The organism is Catalinimonas alkaloidigena, assembly GCF_900100765.1.
Taxonomy (GTDB): Bacteria; Bacteroidota; Bacteroidia; order Cytophagales; family Flexibacteraceae; genus Mooreia; species Mooreia alkaloidigena.
Genome location: NZ_FNFO01000018.1, coordinates 36,107 through 55,501, shown reverse-complemented (window position 1 = coordinate 55,501; position 19,395 = coordinate 36,107). Strand labels below are relative to the sequence as shown.

The 19,395-nt window shown below is 51.4% G+C and carries 9 protein-coding genes; 3 read left to right on the top strand and 6 right to left on the bottom strand.

Features of this window, described 5'->3' with window-relative positions:
• Positions 1 to 621 precede the first annotated feature (621 nt).
• Positions 622 to 1,902, top strand: coding sequence for a T9SS type A sorting domain-containing protein (locus tag BLR44_RS27350; protein WP_176956241.1), 1,281 nt, complete (start codon positions 622 to 624; stop codon positions 1,900 to 1,902).
• Between the two features lie 3,110 nt (positions 1,903 to 5,012).
• Here BLR44_RS27350 and BLR44_RS27345 read toward each other — a convergent pair.
• Positions 5,013 to 6,158 (bottom strand): tail fiber domain-containing protein, encoded by a 1,146-nt coding sequence (locus BLR44_RS27345; protein ID WP_176956240.1) that lies wholly within the window; start codon positions 6,156 to 6,158, stop codon positions 5,013 to 5,015.
• Between the two features lie 986 nt (positions 6,159 to 7,144).
• On the opposite strand from BLR44_RS27345, the gene BLR44_RS29460 reads away from it, so the two are divergent.
• Entirely contained in the window at positions 7,145 to 7,555 is a 411-nt protein-coding gene (locus BLR44_RS29460) for a transposase (protein WP_089688496.1), read from the top strand.
• Between the two features lie 33 nt (positions 7,556 to 7,588).
• Complete coding sequence (locus BLR44_RS27335) at positions 7,589 to 9,259, top strand: sulfatase family protein (protein WP_089688494.1); 1,671 nt, start codon at positions 7,589 to 7,591, stop codon at positions 9,257 to 9,259.
• A gap of 144 nt (positions 9,260 to 9,403) precedes the next feature.
• Here the strand turns inward: BLR44_RS27335 and BLR44_RS27330 are convergent, their stop codons facing one another.
• The 5 genes from BLR44_RS27330 to BLR44_RS27310 form a co-directional block, all read right to left on the bottom strand.
• Positions 9,404 to 11,842: an ABC transporter permease gene (locus tag BLR44_RS27330; RefSeq protein WP_089688492.1), complete on the bottom strand. Its 2,439-nt coding sequence runs from the start codon at positions 11,840 to 11,842 to the stop codon at positions 9,404 to 9,406.
• Positions 11,843 to 12,223: 381 nt separating this feature from the next.
• Positions 12,224 to 12,496 (bottom strand): hypothetical protein, encoded by a 273-nt coding sequence (locus BLR44_RS27325; protein ID WP_089688489.1) that lies wholly within the window; start codon positions 12,494 to 12,496, stop codon positions 12,224 to 12,226.
• On the bottom strand, positions 12,483 to 13,337 hold the full coding sequence (locus BLR44_RS27320; RefSeq protein ID WP_089688488.1) for a ParA family protein: 855 nt from the start codon (positions 13,335 to 13,337) through the stop codon (positions 12,483 to 12,485). The genes BLR44_RS27325 and BLR44_RS27320 overlap by 14 nt, the downstream gene beginning before the upstream one ends.
• A gap of 547 nt (positions 13,338 to 13,884) precedes the next feature.
• Positions 13,885 to 14,967, bottom strand: a complete 1,083-nt coding sequence (locus tag BLR44_RS27315; protein ID WP_143017508.1) for a replication initiation protein — start codon at positions 14,965 to 14,967, stop codon at positions 13,885 to 13,887.
• Positions 14,968 to 18,591: 3,624 nt separating this feature from the next.
• Positions 18,592 to 19,395 (bottom strand): oxygenase MpaB family protein, encoded by an 804-nt coding sequence (locus BLR44_RS27310; RefSeq protein ID WP_089688484.1) that lies wholly within the window; start codon positions 19,393 to 19,395, stop codon positions 18,592 to 18,594.

Here is a 19,395-nt window from a genome sequence, read left to right as displayed (position 1 = left end):
GGTAACGTTACCCCGAACGCCTGCCTCCGTTTCGTCGGATCCTGGGTCAGCGTAGTTCTACGCCCGGGGCGCAGGGATTTTTCACCGGCCCATCTGTTTGCTTTTTGTCCTAAATACCAGGTTCTTGGTGGAACCAAACCTACTCCTTATGGATACACCACCCCTTTCGTAATCTCTTCTCTCGTCTGAGCAAGCCTCTTTGCTCAGACACTTTGCTTCTGATGACGCGCCCCGCGCACTTTCTAGCCCAGAAGCGGTCAAGGCTAAGAAGCGATATCCTCTTAGCATGCTTGCTTTGCTAGGGAGTGTCATCCCAGGCGCTGTATACTGTCCCTTACCCCAGGGAGTCGGCTCCGAAGACAACGTGCACCCGCGCGTTCAAGGAGCTCCTTTTGGGGTCTGCAACGGCCCGGTATGCCATGGCAAACCGGAGGACGCTCTTTTTGGCTGCTTTTTTCCTCGTTTCTGCGGCACCGTGGTCCCAGTCGGACCTTCTGGTGACTCAGGCGGGGCTAGAGCCGCCTGCACAACGAGCCGTATCCCTTTCTTCTAGTTTCTCACGCTTCTTGATTGCGCTTTATGAAACATCTTGTATCCTTCTTCTTCTTGATCTGCTTTCTTTTGGCAGGATCCCTTCTGGCAGCCCGGGGCATCAACGGCCCGGCGACCACGTGTCCGGGCACGCCTTCCACCTACGCTTATGATGATGACAATCCCGACTGCAGCTATGTTGAGTGGCAGGTGAAAGAAAACGGGAACGCCAAAAGTTATACGGTGAATCCCGACGGCACCATCACGGTGAACTGGTCTACCGGCTTCACCAGCGGGGAGGTCAAAGCCCGGGGCAAGTATGCCAATCTGGTCTACAATTCCGGCTGTGCTTGCTATCTCTACGAGGGATGTGCCGCGCTGACCGGATGGTCAACCCGAAGCGTAGCACTAGGCTCGGCCACGCCCTTCTTTACGGCCCCGGTCTACGTGTTTTGCACCAGTGATCGGGTCCTTTCCGTCACCGTTTCTGCCTGTGCCCAGACCCGGTTTTTATGGGCCGTACCCTCGGGGTGGGAGATTGAAACCTCCCCCGGCGTGTGGCAATCCCGCACGACGAGTAACCCCTTTGAAAAGACCGGCCTCAACACTTCGACGGTCAATGTCCGCGCTCCTAGCACCGGGCAGGGGGCGGCCACGCTGTCGGTGAAAGCCAAAACCACCTCAGGCACCTACCCCACGGCCTGGACGACCCGCACCGTGCAATTGGGCACGCCCGCCTCGGCGCAGTTGAACATGTACCGTGGCGATGCGGGCAGCAACTGGTATTACCTCTGTCCGGGCAGTTCCTACTTCATCCTGGTCAGTGGCCCTCCCGGCACCTGGTGGGACAACTGGTCCTTTATGGGCAACTTTTCCTCGGCCACCGGTTATAACGGAAGTGCCGGCATTACGACGGCCTCTACGTTTAACGGCGGGTCGATTAACGTGCAGTCCTTTAACCGCTGCGGGACGGGGGCCAGCATCGGCCGCACGCTGATCAGTTGTTGCAACTGTACAAGCGGATACGCCGCCCGCCACGCCACTGACGCGGCGGACAGTTTACACGCAGCCACGATGCACGCCGCCTATGAGACGCTTGCGCGTCGCGAGACGCTACGTACGGATGCCGAGGGGAAAGTGAGTCTATATCCGAACCCTGCGCTCACCGATGAAGTGGTCCTGGAATGGGACGCTTCGTTAGGGGTCACAGCCATTGAGGTGATTACCCTGCAGGGCGAAGTGCTCACCACCCTGGTTCCCGCTACGCCCACCCGCACGACCTTCTCCTCCTCCTCGCTGCCGGTCGGCCAGTATGTCCTGCATCTGAAGACGGCGTCGGGGAGCGTGCAGAAACGACTCCTCAAACTGTAACCGCCAACCGGCACGCGCCTCAAGGTAGCCCGCGGGCTTGTCTGCCGAGTCGTGGTGTAAAGGTTAAGAAAGCCCGGTCGAAACGCCGGGCTTTTGTGCGTCCGGAGGGGAGAGGGCTGTGCAAAACGGGCGCGCTAGAAGCCTTGTCTCAACGGGGTGTAACCTGCCAACAGGGAGTAGATAAGGGCAGGGTGCTCTAGCCTCATGATGGGATAGATGCTCGAACATGACGGTGCTTTACCGAAAGGCCCTTATGGAATAAACTTCTGTCGATAAAACGGCTCGTGCCGGAACTGCTCGAAAAGCTACAGTTCCACCCGCTCAGCCCTGACAGAGCGCGACAGGGCCCTCCCTGTTCTTCCCAGGCGCCTGTGCTGCCCCCCCTCTACCGGGGAACTGACGCGTTGCTGTCAGGCACTGATCCGGACCGCCCTTGCAGGATTCCTCGGAATAGAGGATCTGTGGACAGAACGGGGGTTGCCGTGCATTGTTCCCACATCATGTTCCTTAGAGACACACTCCCTAGGTTGCGTCGATCTTGCAGTTCTCTTTCGCTCGCCACAGCGGAGGGTGACGCAGAACCAACCCGACGGGGACCGTTCCCGTGCCAGCATGGTCCTATTTCGCTCAGTTCCGTGCCAAGCCCTGTACTGGAAGGGTCGGCCTCTGCGCCGTTCCGCCTCTCCCCCGCCTGGAATCCCGGACGCCTGGGGAGAAAGGTCATGGGCGGTAACCTAGAGCTCTCTCTGGCCATAGCCCGCTCACACGCTGCTTTGCCGAGTGCAGGGGGCCACCCGGTAGCACGCACGCCTCTGTCAGCCGTGCTAAGCCCTGTACTACGCGTGTTCTGGCCTGCCTTGTGAACTAGGGTGTTTTCAGCTTACGCGGCGGAGGCGTCAAGGGAACAGTCCCTGACGAGCAGTTCCCTCGACCTCCAAATCCGTACTCCTAGCTACCGCTACTGGGCCACCGACGAGTTCCTGCTTATAGCCAACCGACGTTAAAGGAAGGAAAGCACCCGACTGACACGTGGAACGGATGTAACACGTTAATCTCGCCCCCTTGCTGCGTTGCTTCCCTTGCCACCGCCCAGGCGCCGAACGGAACGGAACAAAGGGACACTGTTCCGGGGGAGGACCTGCCCCCTCCTTCCGCGTTTCTGCCGTGGCGGCATCGGTCCGCGTAGGTGTTGAGCACGGTTCCTGCGCTGGACGGCTCCTGCCCATTCAGCAACACGGCGGTGCATTTCTGTGCGGACTCCCTACGAGCCGAGTACGACTCGTAGGGAGTCCACACGGAACCCCTGCTTTTGCGCAGTTCCGCCACCGACTAAGCGTAAATCCGATGGTTTTCCAGTATTTTATTTCGCCGGGTTGATCGACCTAGAGGCCTGGGCAACTCGACCTTCTTCGCAAGGCCTCTAGGACCGAAGGCCTCCCGGCATTCGTGTAGGACTTAGACCCGTGGCTTTCCCGTAGGCGAGGTGGCTACCTCACGTTAGGCCGCAGCCGAAAATAGTTGCGGTAGGAAGACTCCTGAACCTGGCGACGTCAACCTCCAAGTAGCAGTTCCTCCCGTCAGAAGACCGCGCTTACGTTCCGATCAGGCCATGAGGATGACCGTTCCCTCCTATCGTGGCGTAGACCTGTACACCCCGAACCATACGGTGTGTCTCTACAGGATATAGGTTATCTGCTTAGGGTTGTATCAGAGGTGCCCCCTAGGAACGGTCCGTTTGCGACAGTTCCCCCACGCTTTGCTTGAGGCACTTTGGTAACGGGAAGCGGACCAGAACGAACAAACTCTACCGCTGCATCTCGCTTTTTCGCAGGCCCTTTCCCCCCTTACTAACAGGGTTATGGCCGGTCATCATTCCTGCAGGGGGCACACGACACCCCGACCGGCGGTACAGGCTCACGAACCATGGAGTGCGGTGTCCCCTAGAAACGGTTCGGCAAGCTCAGTTCCGCCGCAGTTGGCTCCTCTCCTGTACGTACTCCTTCTAGCAGGAGGTGGGCCTGAGTCGGACCGCCCGGTTTAACTCCGGTCTGGTACCTGGCGCAACCCTTCCGCAGCGGCGCGACAGCAGGCTTTACTGCGGAACGGTGAAAAAACCGCAGTTCCGCAACCAAACTTAACAGCACGGGTTTATGCGTAGCAGGGGAGACGCCACCGGTCTGGACCGCTGTAGGCCGGGGGGCGGCGCAAACCCTCGACGCGCGCGTTCCTCATGAGGCATATCGTCTTGCCTGCAGGCTTCAGCGAAGTGTACCCTGAACCCCGAAGGCAGGGCCAGCGGCAAAAGGTTGGTCCTCCCTCCGTTGCGGTACAGTTCCGCCGGCTCCGACCCATAATGAAGCAGGGAGAAAGGAGCCGGCCCTGTCTCTGAAGCAAGGGGCCGCGGGCTTGCCTCGCTGGAAATGACCCGCCGCCGGGTACGGCCCTGTTCTAGCGGCTTCGTTCCCCTCCGCAAGAAGGCTGGCTTGACTCCCCGACGCCAGCTCGGGCGGCCGGTCGCCAGGCGGAACTGGACGCACCCTGGCGTTCCCTACCACGTTTCGTCCGGTCGGTCTGGTTCCGCTGACTCATCACCCTCCTACCGCAGACGGCAGCGTTTCGGCATTAGCATTTGCCGTTCGTTCCTCGGCGGGAACTGACGGTTTAGGACAGGGCTGGACGCGCAAGCGAGAAACCGATCCCGCTCCGTACGGGAAAGACTGAAGGCCCTGGTTCAGCCCCCAGTTGTAGACTTATTGCTCAGCGAGCGAAGGGAACTGATCGGCTTGTGACAATTCCTCTTGCCGACGGTACTCACCCGAGGGGCTCTGTGTCGCGTTACTGGTGCCGGAAGTGAAGCGATTACCCAGGAACTCCCGCCTGCAGCGCTGGCGAAGAATCCATGGATCTAGCGAGGAACCGACGTCTCTCGTCAAGCGCAATCCCCCTTGAATCAGCACGCTCGATTCGCCGTTTTTACGCCGAGCGGAACGGAGCGGAATCCTTGGACTTCCCTCGTTTCAGTGGGGAAACCCAAACTCATGCAAGCACCTTGAAAAGGGTCACTCAACAAAGTAGGGGCTAAGACAACATAACGTGCGCTAAAGATCGTGCTAACGCTCCAAGATCATTTTTTGCGACGCCACCGCTTTGCCATCGACTTTCAAGGTATAAAAGTAGATGCCACTCGGCAGACTGCCGGCGGTGAGTTCGACGAGCCCTTCTCCGGCCGGAAGGTGATCAAAGCGTTGTAGCTCCCTGCCTTGCAGGTTGGTAATCAACAACTCGACGTGTTGCGCCTGAACCGGTGCTTGATACCCAATGAAGGTGCTTTGACGAAAAGGATTGGGATAATTGGGCTCCAGCCAGATCCCGATGTTTCCTTTCGGAGTGGGCGTCGGATACCGGCCTGTTCCCTCCAGGGCGGCTTCTAACGTCACGATGCGGTTTTCTAAGGTCGTGATGTACGCTTGCAGCTCCTGGATGGCTTTGATGGCAATCACGCCAAAGCCACTGTAATCCAGGGTATAAGCATCCAGGCCTCGCGTGGCATCGACCTGATGGAAAACCAGGTGCGGAAAAACGTCCATCACTTCCTGGGCCACGAAACCATACGAAGCAGTGCTCGCCTTTGCAGCGGCATTTTTCTCGTGGAAATGATACGTGGACGGCTTGAGCTGATTCACCTTCTCCAACACCGAAGGCATGGGCTGAATCTCCGTTTTGAATCGCCGGTCTGATGCCGACGCGTAGACCCCGTTGGTAGGATTAAAAATGCCTCTAAAACTGCCATTGGCATACAAGGCCAATCCATCGGCGCTAGACCAGAACTCCCAGTCATCCAACGTAGCGGCGTTTTCGATGTCCAAGCCAAAGGTAGAATGCGTTATTTTCATTTTATACGCGCCAGGAACGGACCCAATGCCGGTGCTCCCGGAAACAAAGAGACCGTTGGCGGAAGGGATGATCGTTGGGGTACCGATCGCCACACCACCACCTGCATGCACCCTGAATCTAACGTCGCTATCGATTTGTACATTTAAGGCATCCTGGCCCGCGATACTTTTAATGTGCACGCGGGCAGTAGGTGCATTGGTGCCAAATCCCCATAAACCTCCTTTGGTTAAACGCCCGCGCTCCCTATTATTGGTCTCAAAAACAAGCGGGTGGAAATTGTTGGTACCCAGGCGACCGTCGCCCGACAGGGTGTTGCCTCCCAGTATCCAGCTTTGTGCCTGAAGCGTAAGGTTGCTGACCATCAGCCATCCTAAAGCAAAATAGTGTAGCCTTTTCATGGGTGTAGTAGGTAGAAGGATTTTAGTTGAGTGTAGGACTATTTTTGCGAGCATCGCCTTTTGAGCGATTTCCTGAGAAGACTTGAATTTTCAGCTTGTACAGCCCAAAGACTAGGAGCTGTTTCTATAGGAGCATGCGCTCACACCACATCCTATGCCGTGTGGGGTGAAACCGCTACCTGACTTGGCTCTTCTTTCTAGGGTACTTTTCTTTTTTGCAGGGCTGGATAAGCTCTGAAATGAGTCAGATCGCTAGCAGGCAAAGGAGGGCGGCATGAACCTGTACACCTGTACAACCGTTGCCCTCGGCCCTAGAGACTTGGTTTCGTTACCAGGCTAGAAGAGTACGAGAGAAATGTATGGATATTCGTGGGTGAGCAGGGAAAGCCAGGAAATGAGTAGAGTCAACCCTGCCATTAAAGCTTTCCCGCGTATACCATCTGCAAGTCATGGCTCGTAGGCCTTCCAACGCGTGCCGTTTAGCGGAGCCTTTTCACGGTAAGGGTACTTGGCAAGCGTGCTGCCTGCGGGTGTATAAATGCTACGCCCAAGGGTCGGGCGCAGATAACCTTTTATCACCAACCTATATACACCGATAAGGTAAGAAACATTTTATAAATCTATGCAGCCAAGACCTGGTTCTAAGAAAAAAATATATGTGCCGTAAAAACTACTACTCTCTCTACTAGCCTTTGTCGCGAAAGTTCATAATCGCGTCTTTTGTAGGCTTTATGAGAGGTGAAAGAAGCGTCCCCGAATTGCTTACTTTCCCCTTTAGGTAAGATACATACTCTAAACCACGGCGGGCGTTGCCTAGAAACCTATGACGTAAAGTGGTCTTCCCCTCAGAAGATAGCTCTTTTCTAACTATCTTCTGAGGGGAAGACTACTCTAATGCTATGGTGATGTAGGTGAGCCGCTAAATCGCGCTTTAGCCGGGCCGCCCGGCGGTGCGTATTTCGCAATCCAGCGGCCGCCCCAGAACACGACCAGAGCAAGTGGTGGCCGACCGGAGTTTTGATGCTGATCGGGTACGGAAGGCCCTACGGCGACGCAAGCATCCGGGGCATGAGTCCAAAAAAGCGTTTACCCAAGGGACGAAAACGCAGGAAAAGCGATCCGTGATACGGTGGCCTCATCACCGTTTTGACCGACAAGTCTACCGGAAAAGAGGCGGCATTGAACAGAACATGGGATGCTTGAAAGAGAACCGACCCCTAGCCACCCGGTACGAGAAAACCGCTAGTAGTTGCAATGCTATGATCCTGTTAGGGAGTATCACGTTGTGCCTTAAAAAGTCTAGCTGTCCCGTAGGTAGCCATTGTGCATACGTCATTGCTAGGTGCCACAGAAGTTCATAATCTTCTTACCTTGGCTTTGCCAAAAGTAAATCTATGAAGTCAACCCCTACTCTCACCCATTTTTTGATTCTCTTCGCTGGCCTTTCAATGGTTTTGAGCTCCTGTAAAAAAGATGCCGATCAGCAGGAAACCCCCACAAGGCCGAACATCATTTTCATCATGAGCGATGACCATGCCTATCAGGCGATTAGTGCCTATGGCGGCAGGCTGGCCGAATTGGCGCCCACCCCTAACATAGACCGCATTGCGGAAGCTGGCATGCGCTTTACCAATTGCCTGGTGACCAACTCCATCTGTGGACCTTCCCGGGCCACCATCCTTACCGGAAAATACAGCCACTTGAATGGGTTTGTGGACAACACCATCGGCTCCGAATTCGATTTCGCGCAACAGTCGTACGCCAAGGTTCTTCAACAAGCCGGCTATAAAACCGCGACCATCGGGAAGTTACACCTGGGCGGGACCCCCACCGGCTTCGACTACTACGATATCTTACCGGGACAAGGCAAGTATTACAACCCTGTGTTTATCAACCAGGAGGGAGAATACACCGAGCAAGGATATGCTACGGAAATTATCACCGAAAAATCGCTGGCCTGGCTGGATTCGGTCAAGGACGGTGAACAGCCTTTCATGCTGATGATGTGGCACAAAGCCCCACACCGGGGATGGCAACCTGGTCCGAATGAACTTGGGCTGTACGAAAACGTGACCTTCCCTGAACCGGAGACCCTCTTCGATGACTACGGAGGCCATCGGGAAGCGGCCGCCGCGAATTACATGTCGATTGCCGAGGCGATGCGGCTGGAGGACGATCTGAAGCTTAGTGAAGAGGCACCCGCAGACCTGACCGAAGCGCAGAAGGCCCGGTGGAAAGAGGTCTATGACCCGATCCTCGAAGACTTCCGCAAAACCAATCCGCAGGGAAAAGACTTGGTCCGTTACAAGTACCAGCGGTACATGCGGGATTATCTGGCCTGTGTCGCGGCGGTGGACAAGAGTGTGGGCGCCTTGCTCGACTATTTGAAAGAATCCGGACTGGATAAAAATACCCTTGTTATGTACTCTTCGGATCAGGGATTTTATTTAGGCGAACATGGCTGGTTTGACAAACGCTGGATGTACGATCAGTCCTTAAAAACGCCCCTCCTGGTGAGTTGGCCAGGGGTGACCAAATCCGGATCCGTGAATACTGAATTGGTCTCGAATCTGGATTTTGCGGAAACGTTCATTGACATCGCCGGGGGACAGATTCCGGCCGAGATGCAGGGGAAAAGTCTTGTGCCAATTCTGAAGGGAGAAACCCCTGAGGACTGGAGGAAAGCCCACTATTACCATTATTACGAGCATCCCTCAGAGCATGTGGTGCAACGACATTACGGCATCACCACCGACCAGTATAAACTGATCCATTTCTATTTCGAGATGAATACTTGGGAACTTTACGACCTAACAAAGGACCCGCAGGAAATCAACAATGTGTACGGCGATCCGGCCTATGCGGAGGTGCAGGCCCAATTGCATCAAGAATTGGAAGCCCTGCGAAAACAATACGGGGACACGGATGCACTTAATCAGCATTTCATAGACGAGTACAACGAGAAAGTGAAAAAAAATCCCTACGTCGAATACTGGAAATTTCCCAGGGCAGAATTGATGAAAATATTCGGAACGCAATCGGAAGCAAACGATTCAACCCCATGATGATGGATATTTTCAATGTGAAATACACGGCCAGGTGCGACTCTTGAGCGTTTATGGTTGATAGCGCTTGACTTGACGCAAGGGGGTTTGCCCCTTGCGTCAAGTCAAGCGCCCTGCACCAGACGCCATGCCCTCTTGCGTTGCTCATTCTTGTCGCAGGGTTTCGACTGGATTCAGGTACGCGGCCCGCATCGATTGAGCACTGACGGTCAGCAGTGCCACCAGCAATACGCCGAAGCCCGGCAGGGCGAACAGCCACCCGCTGCGCGGAACCTGGTAAGGATAGCCCTGCAGCCACTCGGTGATACAATAGTTGGCGACGGGCACCGCCATCACGAAGGCGATGAGCAGCAGGCGCAGATAATCTCTGGACAGCATTATTAGGATGCCCGTAACGGAAGCGCCCAACACCTTGCGAATGCCGATTTCCTTGGTGCGTTGCAGCGCCGTGTAGGAGGCCAGCCCTAACAGTCCTAGGCAGGCGATGAACAAGGCTACGCCCGTGAACAGGTTGAATAGGATCGACAAGCGGGTTTCTTCCTGGTAGTAAGCTTCGATGGTTTCATCAAGAAACGAAAAATCGAACACAGCTTCGGGAAAGGCCTCTGTCCAGGTCGATTTGACCTGCGCAACCGTCTCCTGGATCGTCTCATAACGACTGCCCGGGGCGAGCTTCAGGCTGGCGGTGTGAAAGCGGGGATCCGGGGCCAGGGCCAACAAAGGCGCTTCCTCGTGCAGAGAGGCACTCTGGTAATTCTGCATCACGCCGATGATCGTCGCGCGCTGCGGACCTACGCCATGCAGCACGGTCTGCCCTACCGCCTCGGTCAGTGAGCGGAAGCCCAGTGATTGAGCCAGCGACTCGCTGACCAGGAGCTTATCGCTAGAATCGGTCGGGAGCAAGTTGCGACCGGCCCGTAACGGAATCTGGTAAAGCGAAAGATACTGGTCGTCGACGTAGTTGATCTGAAAGACGAGGGGTTCTTCTGGCTCGGCTTCCGGGCGACGCATGTCTTCCCAGTTTCCGATGCCTCCCACCCCGGCAGGCGAACTCAGCGAAAAGCTGACCGCTTCCACCGACGCTAGTGCTTCCCATTGGTTGCGCAAGGTGGTTAGCGTCTCGGGTGTACTGGTGGGGAGAGGAATCAATAAAACTGACTCCTGGTCGAATCCCAGGTCGTAGTCTCGCAGGTAGTGCCGCTGTTGAACGACGGCCCCTGTGCCCATGACCAATACCAATGCCAGAAAAAACTGAAGCACCACCAGGCTGCGGCGCAGGGTAATTTCTTCAGGGTGGGTTGCAACCCGCTGTTTTTTCAATGCCCGCAGAGGCGAGAATCCCGACAGCACCAGCGCCGGATAAAAACCAGCCAGCAGGGTGACACCCACGACCAGTCCGACCAAAACCATCCAGGTTGCCGGTTCCAGGAACAGCGAGCGTGTGTCTTCGACATGCGTCAGGTCGCCTGCTTGCTGAAGAAAGAACGCGCTGGACAGAATCGCCAGCAGGGCGGCCGGGAGCACCAGCAGAAAGGTTTCCCCCAGAAGCTGCTCCACCAACTGCAGCTGGGCGCTGCCCAGCACTTTACGCAACCCGACTTCACGGGCGCGGGTAAGCGCCCGCGCGGTGGAGAGGTTGATGAAGTTGATGCAAGCCATCAGCAAAATGAATCCGCCGACGAGGGTGAGCGTCCCCAGCATCTCGGGCGAAATGGTGCGGTGGTGGTAGTTGCCGAAGCGCCGGTCGGTATGCAGTTCCGCCAGCGGCTGCAGTCGGTACGTGCGACGCTGGGCCAACTCGGCGGGGACATGGGCCGTATGTGCGGCCTGGATCTGTGCCTCGGCCATCGCAGGCATAGTGCCTTCCCGCAGACGCACGAAACAGGTGTATTCGTCGTCAACCGCTACCCAGTTTGTTTTGTATTCTTGCACAAAGTTATCCAAGGTAGCGTGTGAAACCAGGAGCGTGAAGGGTAGGTCGGTGTGGGCCGGAAAATCCGTCACGATACCCGTAACCGTCGCGTCGAAGGTACGACCGTAGATGACCAAGTGCAGCGATTGGCCCAGGGCGTCCCGCTCGGAAAAATACTTGGCCGCCATCGTCTGCGTCAGGACGACCGTGTAGGGCTCCTGCAGCGCGGTAGCTGAATCCCCGGCAAGCCAGTACATGCCGGTTCCCGCAAAATCAAACAGGTGAAAAAAGGCCGTATCGACGTAGGCGCAGCCCATTTCCTGAAACCGCTGAGTAATGGTGCCCGCCGGACCGTACACCCCGACTTGTGCTTCGCTCACGCCATCAATCGCCGTGACCGCTTCCAGCGCCGGTACTTCCCGGGACAGGGTAGCGGGCATAGAAAACGGAACGCCTGGATGGAACGCGGTGGCGTCAGACGCTACCCGTACGACCCGATAGATCCGATCGGCATGCGTGTGAAACCGGTCAAAGCTCCGCTCGTAGCGGACTACCATGCCAATCACCAGTGCGAAGGTCAGCCCCAGCGTCAGGCCCACCAGAAGGATGAGCGAGAACGACGGGTGTTTGCACAGGGTGCGAAAGGCGACTTTCAGGGAATGGCGGAGCATCGGGAAGCAGAAATGGTGTGTGCGGAAGATCCTTAGTTTTTGACAAAGATCCCAGCGTTTTGCAGCGAAGCGAGTCGTAGGTGCAGGCAGTCGGTAGGCCGCCTCTGTAGAAAGGAGAGCGGGGCGTACGCTTCAACCGCGACGCGTACGCCCCGTCCCTAGACGAGAAAACCGGGCAGACGGTGCGGCCATCGTGTGTCGGCTACGCATTGAGGCAACAACCGCTTCTTTTATGACTTCTTCCCTTTGGATGCTAAGCCGGAAGTTTACGAGGAGATTAATCCAGCCTTTGGCTTCTTCCGTTTCTACTTAACAGTCAGGAAGTTATTGAACATGCTGCATTTGTGTACAGCGAGATGTAACCGACTTTGTAGAAAAAACTCACTGGTTGTATTCCTTCCCTCGAAAATACTGTTCAAAAATATGCTCGACAAACTCCGCCTGACTGTCAAATTTCTCCTCTCGCTTTCCTATTTTAATTAGTTGTTTGTAGCGGGCATGTAGAAATAAGTTCACTTTCACCCTTTCTGATGATGCCGCCGCCCGTGCAGATACCACGGGGCTTTCTTTTTGCTTCTCTTCATCAGCCTTATCGGTTTGTTTGTCAGGCGTATAGAGCTCATTAAGTGCGAATGCTTTCTTAACTTTCTTCATTTTCAAGAATTTCTTTACAGATTTTCATATAGTCCTTTGCCCCTGCACTTTCGCCATCGTATTCGAAAATGGTTTGATGTGCGGAAACACATTCCACCAGCGCCACATTGTCACGGATGACATTTTGAAAAACATGGTCTTTAATTGCCTGTCGTGTGCTTTCCACAATCTGACGTCCAATCAAGGTACGTCCTGCCTTACTATGCCGCGTGAAAAGGACCCCCGCTAGTTGCAAGTCTGGATTTGCTCCTCGACTTCTTAACTTATCTACTGAACGAATCATTTTATCAAGTGCCAAATGACTATAAAACTCTGCCATCATTGGTACAATATAGGCGTCAGCAGCGGTCAATGCGTTCAGTGTCAAGATATCTAGTGAAGGCGGACAGTCGATCAGAATTCGATCGTAACGTTTTCGCATGGGTTTCAACGCATTATCCAGCAAAAGATTAGCTCCTACTTCATTCTTTATCCGGTCTACCTGATTGACTAATTCAAAAGCTGATGGCAAAATATCGACACTACCTCTGGTCTGTATCACATCTTGAATTCGTGCTTCTTCTAGCATAACATGGCCTACATGAGGATGCAGATCAGGGGGAACCCCTAATGAAGATGACAAATTTGCCTGGCCGTCTAGATCGATCAAAAGCACTTTTAATCCCAAATGCGCGAATCCACCACCAATGTTAAGCGCTGTGGTGGTCTTCCCTACCCCTCCCTTATTATTTGAAATAGCGATAACTTGATTTTTACGCATAGCCACTTTTTCAACGTTTTTCAGATTGATACTGTCTCTGTTCGAAACAATATTACCTTCATTTTCTTTAATATCAACCATTTCATCACTTTCTTCATTAGCTTCATAATCAAGAAATTCTTCTTTTTCAAGAACATAAAGAAATTCAGTAAACTGAATTCAAACACTCATGTAGAGTAAAGAGCTCATATTGACATAGAATAATCTCCTTACTTTCTTCTACATCTTGATATTCATCACTTTCTTGAAAATGATGAATATCAAGATGTACATACAGGGCTCACATCATGTAAGCAAGAGGAGGGAAGTTTGCCGATAAGTCAATCGTACGCAAACTTCCTTGTATTGATAATTACGACCGACTTGTCAGATTAGCCCTATGCGCATGGAAATGACTAATCAGAACCACACCCTATTTAGTTATCCAAAGCGTAATACAGCATTGTTCTAGTCTTACAACGCTTAGTTCAAAGACTCCTTGCGTACATTCTTTATTTTCTTTAAAGTCAAGAAAATAAAGAATGTACGTCAGTTAAGAATCCCTAGGCTCTTTCAATTCACAAGAACACAAGCCTAGTTTTCTACACAAGCCCTTCTACTTACAGTCGTAAGTAGAGGGGGACTAGTACTACTTAGGATCACCCAATAGTAGAAAATCTGAAAATTGTTTATGAATCCAGCCTCCCCGCTTGCGCAACGTAGCCATAGTCAGTTTCCCACTCCTTTGAGGCACGGCTTCCTGAGCCTGTTTACAGATACTGATCACATATTTAGGAGTGAGTTTGTGTAGTATCATTGCTTGATACCATCGTTCACACCCTTGGGGATCTACACCGTTGGTTACCAACATCCTGGAAGCTCTGTATAGGTCAATGGCGACAAAGCGCTCATCTGGTGCAAACTTCGAATCGTAGCTTGGATCCCAAATTGGGTTTTCGGGAGACCAGAGCACCTCCTTTTCGTGATTAAGCTGAGGAGGTGGTCCTTGAACAGCAAACAAGTCAAGTTGATCTGATTTATGTTTAAGTAGTTTGAATCGAATTGCTACAGCCCGACGCTTATGCGTGATAGTTTCGTAATCAAAAGCCATTTCAGTGTCGGCCAACTCGGCCTGTGCCTGATCAATTACGTTTTTACGAAAATCTACGTAGCGATCATACTTTCCTTCAAGACGAAACATAGACTTGAGCTCATCGATCTGGATATCACGTGTGGCTCGAAATGACGCAAACTGCTTTAGCAGCCAGTAAATGCGATACGAATAATGGCTATCTAGCTCCATCAGCTCGTCCAGCTCCGCTTTAGTGAATTTTGATTTCAGCTGTAAGAGAAACGGCATGATTTCCGGAGATAACCGCGCTTTGATAGTATTTGTCCCCTCTACATACTGTACCGTGGTAAACAACACATATCCTCGGTAGCGTCGACGAGTGCTTTGGCGTAATTCAACATCATCTTCCATCTCAATCTTCTTTCCCAAAAGAGAACTACAGGTATCACGGATCATCTGATATGCTGTCCCACCGAGTTCATACCCTAGCATATCGCGAATGTCAATATCTACATCTCGGAACTCATTGTCATCACGTCGGATTGATGCGATAGTCTGTAAAAAAATCCGCTGTTCAAGACGTTGGAATGTAAATCGTGCATTTACCAACTCGTTGGATTGCCAGACATAGTCTCTCTTCTTTTTTTCCGAACTCGCCATACCCAAACATAGGAAAATAGGTAGAAAAGTGAAAATATTTTTCTACCTATATCCTGTTGTTGGTAATGACCTCCACCGTATCAGAAATGACCTCCACCGATCACTGGTAATAACCTCCACCGATCACTGGTAATAACCTCCACCGATCACTGGTAATAACCTCCACCGATCACTGGTAATAACCTCCACCATACTCATTGTAATAAACTGAAAATCAATCACATAAGGCGAGTGTAAAGGTATAAAGGATTAAAAATTTATAAAGAAGTAAAGGACGCGCACAACTGTGCGCTATTTCCTTGGATTTTAAAAAAGAAGAGAAAAACGCAAAAAGGACGATGTCCATAAGACAGGTCAAAGGACTTTTACACTCTAATGCTGCTGAAAAATGGTAATGCCCCCTTTAACTAATTGATTAGTTAAAGGGTAAAGTTTGCAATTTTGCACTCGTTCCCACAAAATGATCTAAGATCGGTGGAGGTCATTACCGGATATTTGCACATGTGTCCAAGCAGCAAGTGAACCTGTAAACAAAGACAAGCTTTAGCTTTGCGGGTTGCTGATGGGTTATAAAAAAGTGCGTTTAAATGAAAGTTTTCATGGTTTCACGGTGCAGTGTATTAATCAAGCGAACTGTGAAATGGTTTGGAATTATGAATTTTCTGCATTTGACCACCTCTTTCGTTTAAATGGTTGCATGATGCACTACAACTATGGGAAAATCGCATCGGTACATTAGTGCCAAAGTGGGCTTAAGCCAGTATGATATCATTGTTTTTCTATTATTGATATGCCATCTTCTATTACACGGATCGGCGCACGCCCTGCCTCCGAATTATAAATAGAATGACAAACAGCAAGCGATCTGGTAAAAGTGCATTTGTGCCATTGGTGGTGAGCTTTTACAGTATTGCCCTACTTATGCCCAGTGAGTTGTTTCTGTCTTTACCTTAAAGGCAAAATGACTAGATAGCGGACGACCAACACACAAATTCATTTGCTGTATTATGGTCAAGTTGTCCTATTAATTCTGTATCAAGAACGGCTCATCAGAATTAGCCCAATTAATATCGCTATACAGACGAGTAACGAACTGTAGCTTTATGCGGGTTTGAGACTGTGGAAGTGCACAAATAGCACTTTGGAGTTGGGTAATCACTATCTGGATCATTCTGCGCAGAGAGAGAATTTCGCAGTTTACGATTACGTTTCTAACCACCCACCTATCTGGAATATCTATCGCCTTGTATTGAAATGCATTTTCGGGAGCTAGACTAAGGGAGCTAATTTACCTTTTGGGAAAAGACGCAGGTGTAAATATGTACATTTTGCATTTCATACAGGTTTCGTTCCTGAAACGAGGAGAATGGAAAGTAGACACTCGCTTAGCGGCTACTAACCAAGATGGAAAATCTTCAGCCTCGTGCCAAACAGCGGTATTTCCTTAGAAAGAGATGTGCCCTTCGCGAGAGAAATCACCTAGAGAAAATCCCCATTGCCGTACAGGTATTTATGCTAATTCCCCAATACACATATATCTCTGAGTAGTTTCATCCTTACACACAGAAAATGTCCAGGTCGTCAAGCTATGGACACCGTGTGATTTTTCCATAATTACTAGGGAGATAAAGGAATTGAATCACGGCCCGAAAGGACGGCCCTGGCTTGTAGCTCTCTCAGCTAGTCGCCACGCTTTGTGGGATATCCCCACCTGTAAAGGAGCCGCTTGTCAAGCGTTTGCTAAAGGCTAGCTAGTTACTGGGCAAACAGAAACGAAACCTCCTGTCCTTATGCTAGGAAATTAAGTCATCTCTACTCTTTTTTACCACTATGGTATTTTGGCCCATCTGTATTTTTGCCATCCTCTCAGAGACGTAAGTTGTGAAATAACTAGGGCGTGTATGCAAACTCCCAATACGGTCAGAAATCTGAGCAAAATGCATTGCAAAATCCCTCTTCATTCCGAGGAAATGAACTTAATCATAAAGGTTAATTGTCGCCAAACTGAGTTTGCATACACGCCCTAGCTATAAATACTTCGGATCCCTACCGGGAAAGCAAAAGCCCATGGCTTTAGATAAAACTCTTCTAAATGCATGTCGATGGTCAGGCGGCAAGCTGGAACTTTATCATCCGAACCGTGTAACCATCTGTAGTTAGGCCAGATTGGCACGACAAGAAATGTTGGGCGGAGGAAGTAAAAATAGGTAAGCTGGGAAATCTCAGAAGGGCCCCGGGTCGCTTTATGGTCGCATCTCCACTGGGAGACTTATATTGGCCCAACTACTCTTTCAGGTGATGTGAGTCATTGGAATCGAGATATGTACTCCGCACCCCGTGGGTTAGCAACGACTGGTATTTTCCCACTATCACCAAAGCGATTGTGAAGAAGTATGCTTCCATATCTGAGACTATCTTCATAAAGCATATTTTCCGTCACCTCACTGCAATGTGCTCACTGCAAAAAGACCATACCGCGCTCTTCGAACTACATTATACAGATGAAATATTTCAGGTAGGTATTTGGCCTCAGGTCAATTTGAAGACTACTTCTACAGAAGGTAGTGTCGATCCTTGACTTTCCATTCTAGATGTTAAACTGACTTTTCCCAGAACGCTTAGTTCATTTTTTCGAAGTACACTGTCCGGAGGGAAAGGTGAAAATTATGTAGCATGGCAGATGCTTCATCCCTTATGCATTTCTTTCATGCGTTAAATTCGGTCCGCCGATATTACCTCACGAACGGAAAAGATTGCCTTAGCCAATACCCCTGCCAAAATGGAGTTTTTCCAGTTGAAGCGTGGCGCTCCTTGGCCTTTTCACGAGTATACACAGCTTACATGATAAATGATTGATCAGCATGAGGAATCATCACAAGTATACAGCGGACAAAAGTGGAGAAAATACAAAGGAGCATAGTAAAAAAAGGTAAATGAACGCAGCAGAACAAACTTTTACACGCGTGCTCATAAAACGTTAGGAGGAATACAAGCCCAGTTCGCTTGCAAACTGCGAAAATTCATCTTGACAGTGCACTGATATCTATGGAGCTTTTTCGCGTAGGGGGAAATATGCTAGTCTCCACACGATGTAGATTGAAACAACAGGAAATGTATAGAGTAAACAGTGATTCGCCGTTGGTGCTTACTGAGGAAAAGTGAAGATATATCACAGCACGCCTAAGCCTGCCTCTTTACTTGCAGATTGAAATGGGAGAACTACTCCTAATTGAAAGCGAAAGAGGTATGTCCTGAGGCGTTGCTTCCTGTGGGAAAAGTGGAGAAAGTGCTTGAATGCCTAACCAGCGACTAGTTCCATCCTCATAGAGTTTCGTGAGTAGATCTATGTATTGGCAAACTTCCTGTTCCTGCGGTGGGTAAACAGAAAAAAGACCAACTGTTAACCATCCACTTCCGTTACCCTTGAGGTACTCGGACGCTAAGGCGTGTATGCAAACTGCCACCACCGAAAGAAACCCCAACAAAAAGCTTTGACAAAACCTTTTCAACGCAAGGAAACAAACCTGATAATCAAGTCCAATAGTCGCCAAACTGAGTTTGCATACACGCCCTATCATGACCTTCTAAGATATATCAAGAGGGGATTTATCACTAGTAGCTGACCTAATGCTCCTTATGAAAACCCATGGTCGGATCATGAGCAGTCATGCTGTCTAACCCCTTGATCTCTGTTTGATACTGCCTCGGCAGAAAAAGCGCTTTTACAACTACATCCAGCTTCAGATGTCGACTCCATTTGTAGAAATCAAGTAAAGGAGAGATAAAAGCGTAGTCTCGAAAACCGAGCAATGCACGCACGTGCTGCGGCACCAGTAGTGTCTGGGTTTCCCGCAGAAACCAATAACGCATCCTTCCCACGCTTTTTTTATACTGACGGAATAAATCTTCTGTATAGGGACTACCCTGAAGATTCTGGTGCAGGTGTTGTTGCCGCATGGTTGCCCACGTATCAAAATCGTCAGGCAACCCTGGCACGCCCATCCGACGGCCAACCTGATGGAAAACCTGGAATACGTCCTCTTTTTCCGCTCTACTTAGCTTGCGTTCCAGCCGCTCATAGGAGCGGATCGAGTAGTCGATCAGCATGAAGAGGACATCCCGGTAAGCCCAGTCGGGAATGCGTATCCCCCGTTTCGCTTCTACCTGAGCGTGGATCGACGCCATCGCATCAATCGCGCGGAGAGCTGACGCCCGCTCTGAAAAGACGATGGTGCGGGCGAAGGCCACCGTGGAGAAAAGCCTGGCCAGCGGATCGGCCGGAAGGCGTCCGGTAAAATACAGCCAGTCTACCGCTTTGCTGAGCGCAAACTCGGCGGACGCGCCCGCAAAGATGAACAGGATGGTGTCCGCTTTTCCCCAGATCTGCCGTACCACCGAGTGTGGATCTACAAAATACGCGCTACTCAT

Bases quoted from the DNA above. Each gene is read 5' to 3' on its own strand.
- BLR44_RS27335 (WP_089688494.1), top strand. From the start codon at position 7,589: ATGAAGTCAACCCCTACTCTCACCCATTTTTTGATTCTCTTCGCTGGC.
- BLR44_RS27330 (WP_089688492.1), bottom strand. From the start codon at position 11,842: ATGCTCCGCCATTCCCTGAAAGTCGCCTTTCGCACCCTGTGCAAACAC.
- BLR44_RS27315 (WP_143017508.1), bottom strand. From the start codon at position 14,967: ATGGCGAGTTCGGAAAAAAAGAAGAGAGACTATGTCTGGCAATCCAAC.
- BLR44_RS27320 (WP_089688488.1), bottom strand. From the start codon at position 13,337: ATGGTTGATATTAAAGAAAATGAAGGTAATATTGTTTCGAACAGAGAC.
- BLR44_RS27310 (WP_089688484.1), bottom strand. From the start codon at position 19,395: ATGAGTAGCGCGTATTTTGTAGATCCACACTCGGTGGTACGGCAGATC.
- BLR44_RS27325 (WP_089688489.1), bottom strand. From the start codon at position 12,496: ATGAAGAAAGTTAAGAAAGCATTCGCACTTAATGAGCTCTATACGCCT.
- BLR44_RS27345 (WP_176956240.1), bottom strand. From the start codon at position 6,158: ATGGTCAGCAACCTTACGCTTCAGGCACAAAGCTGGATACTGGGAGGC.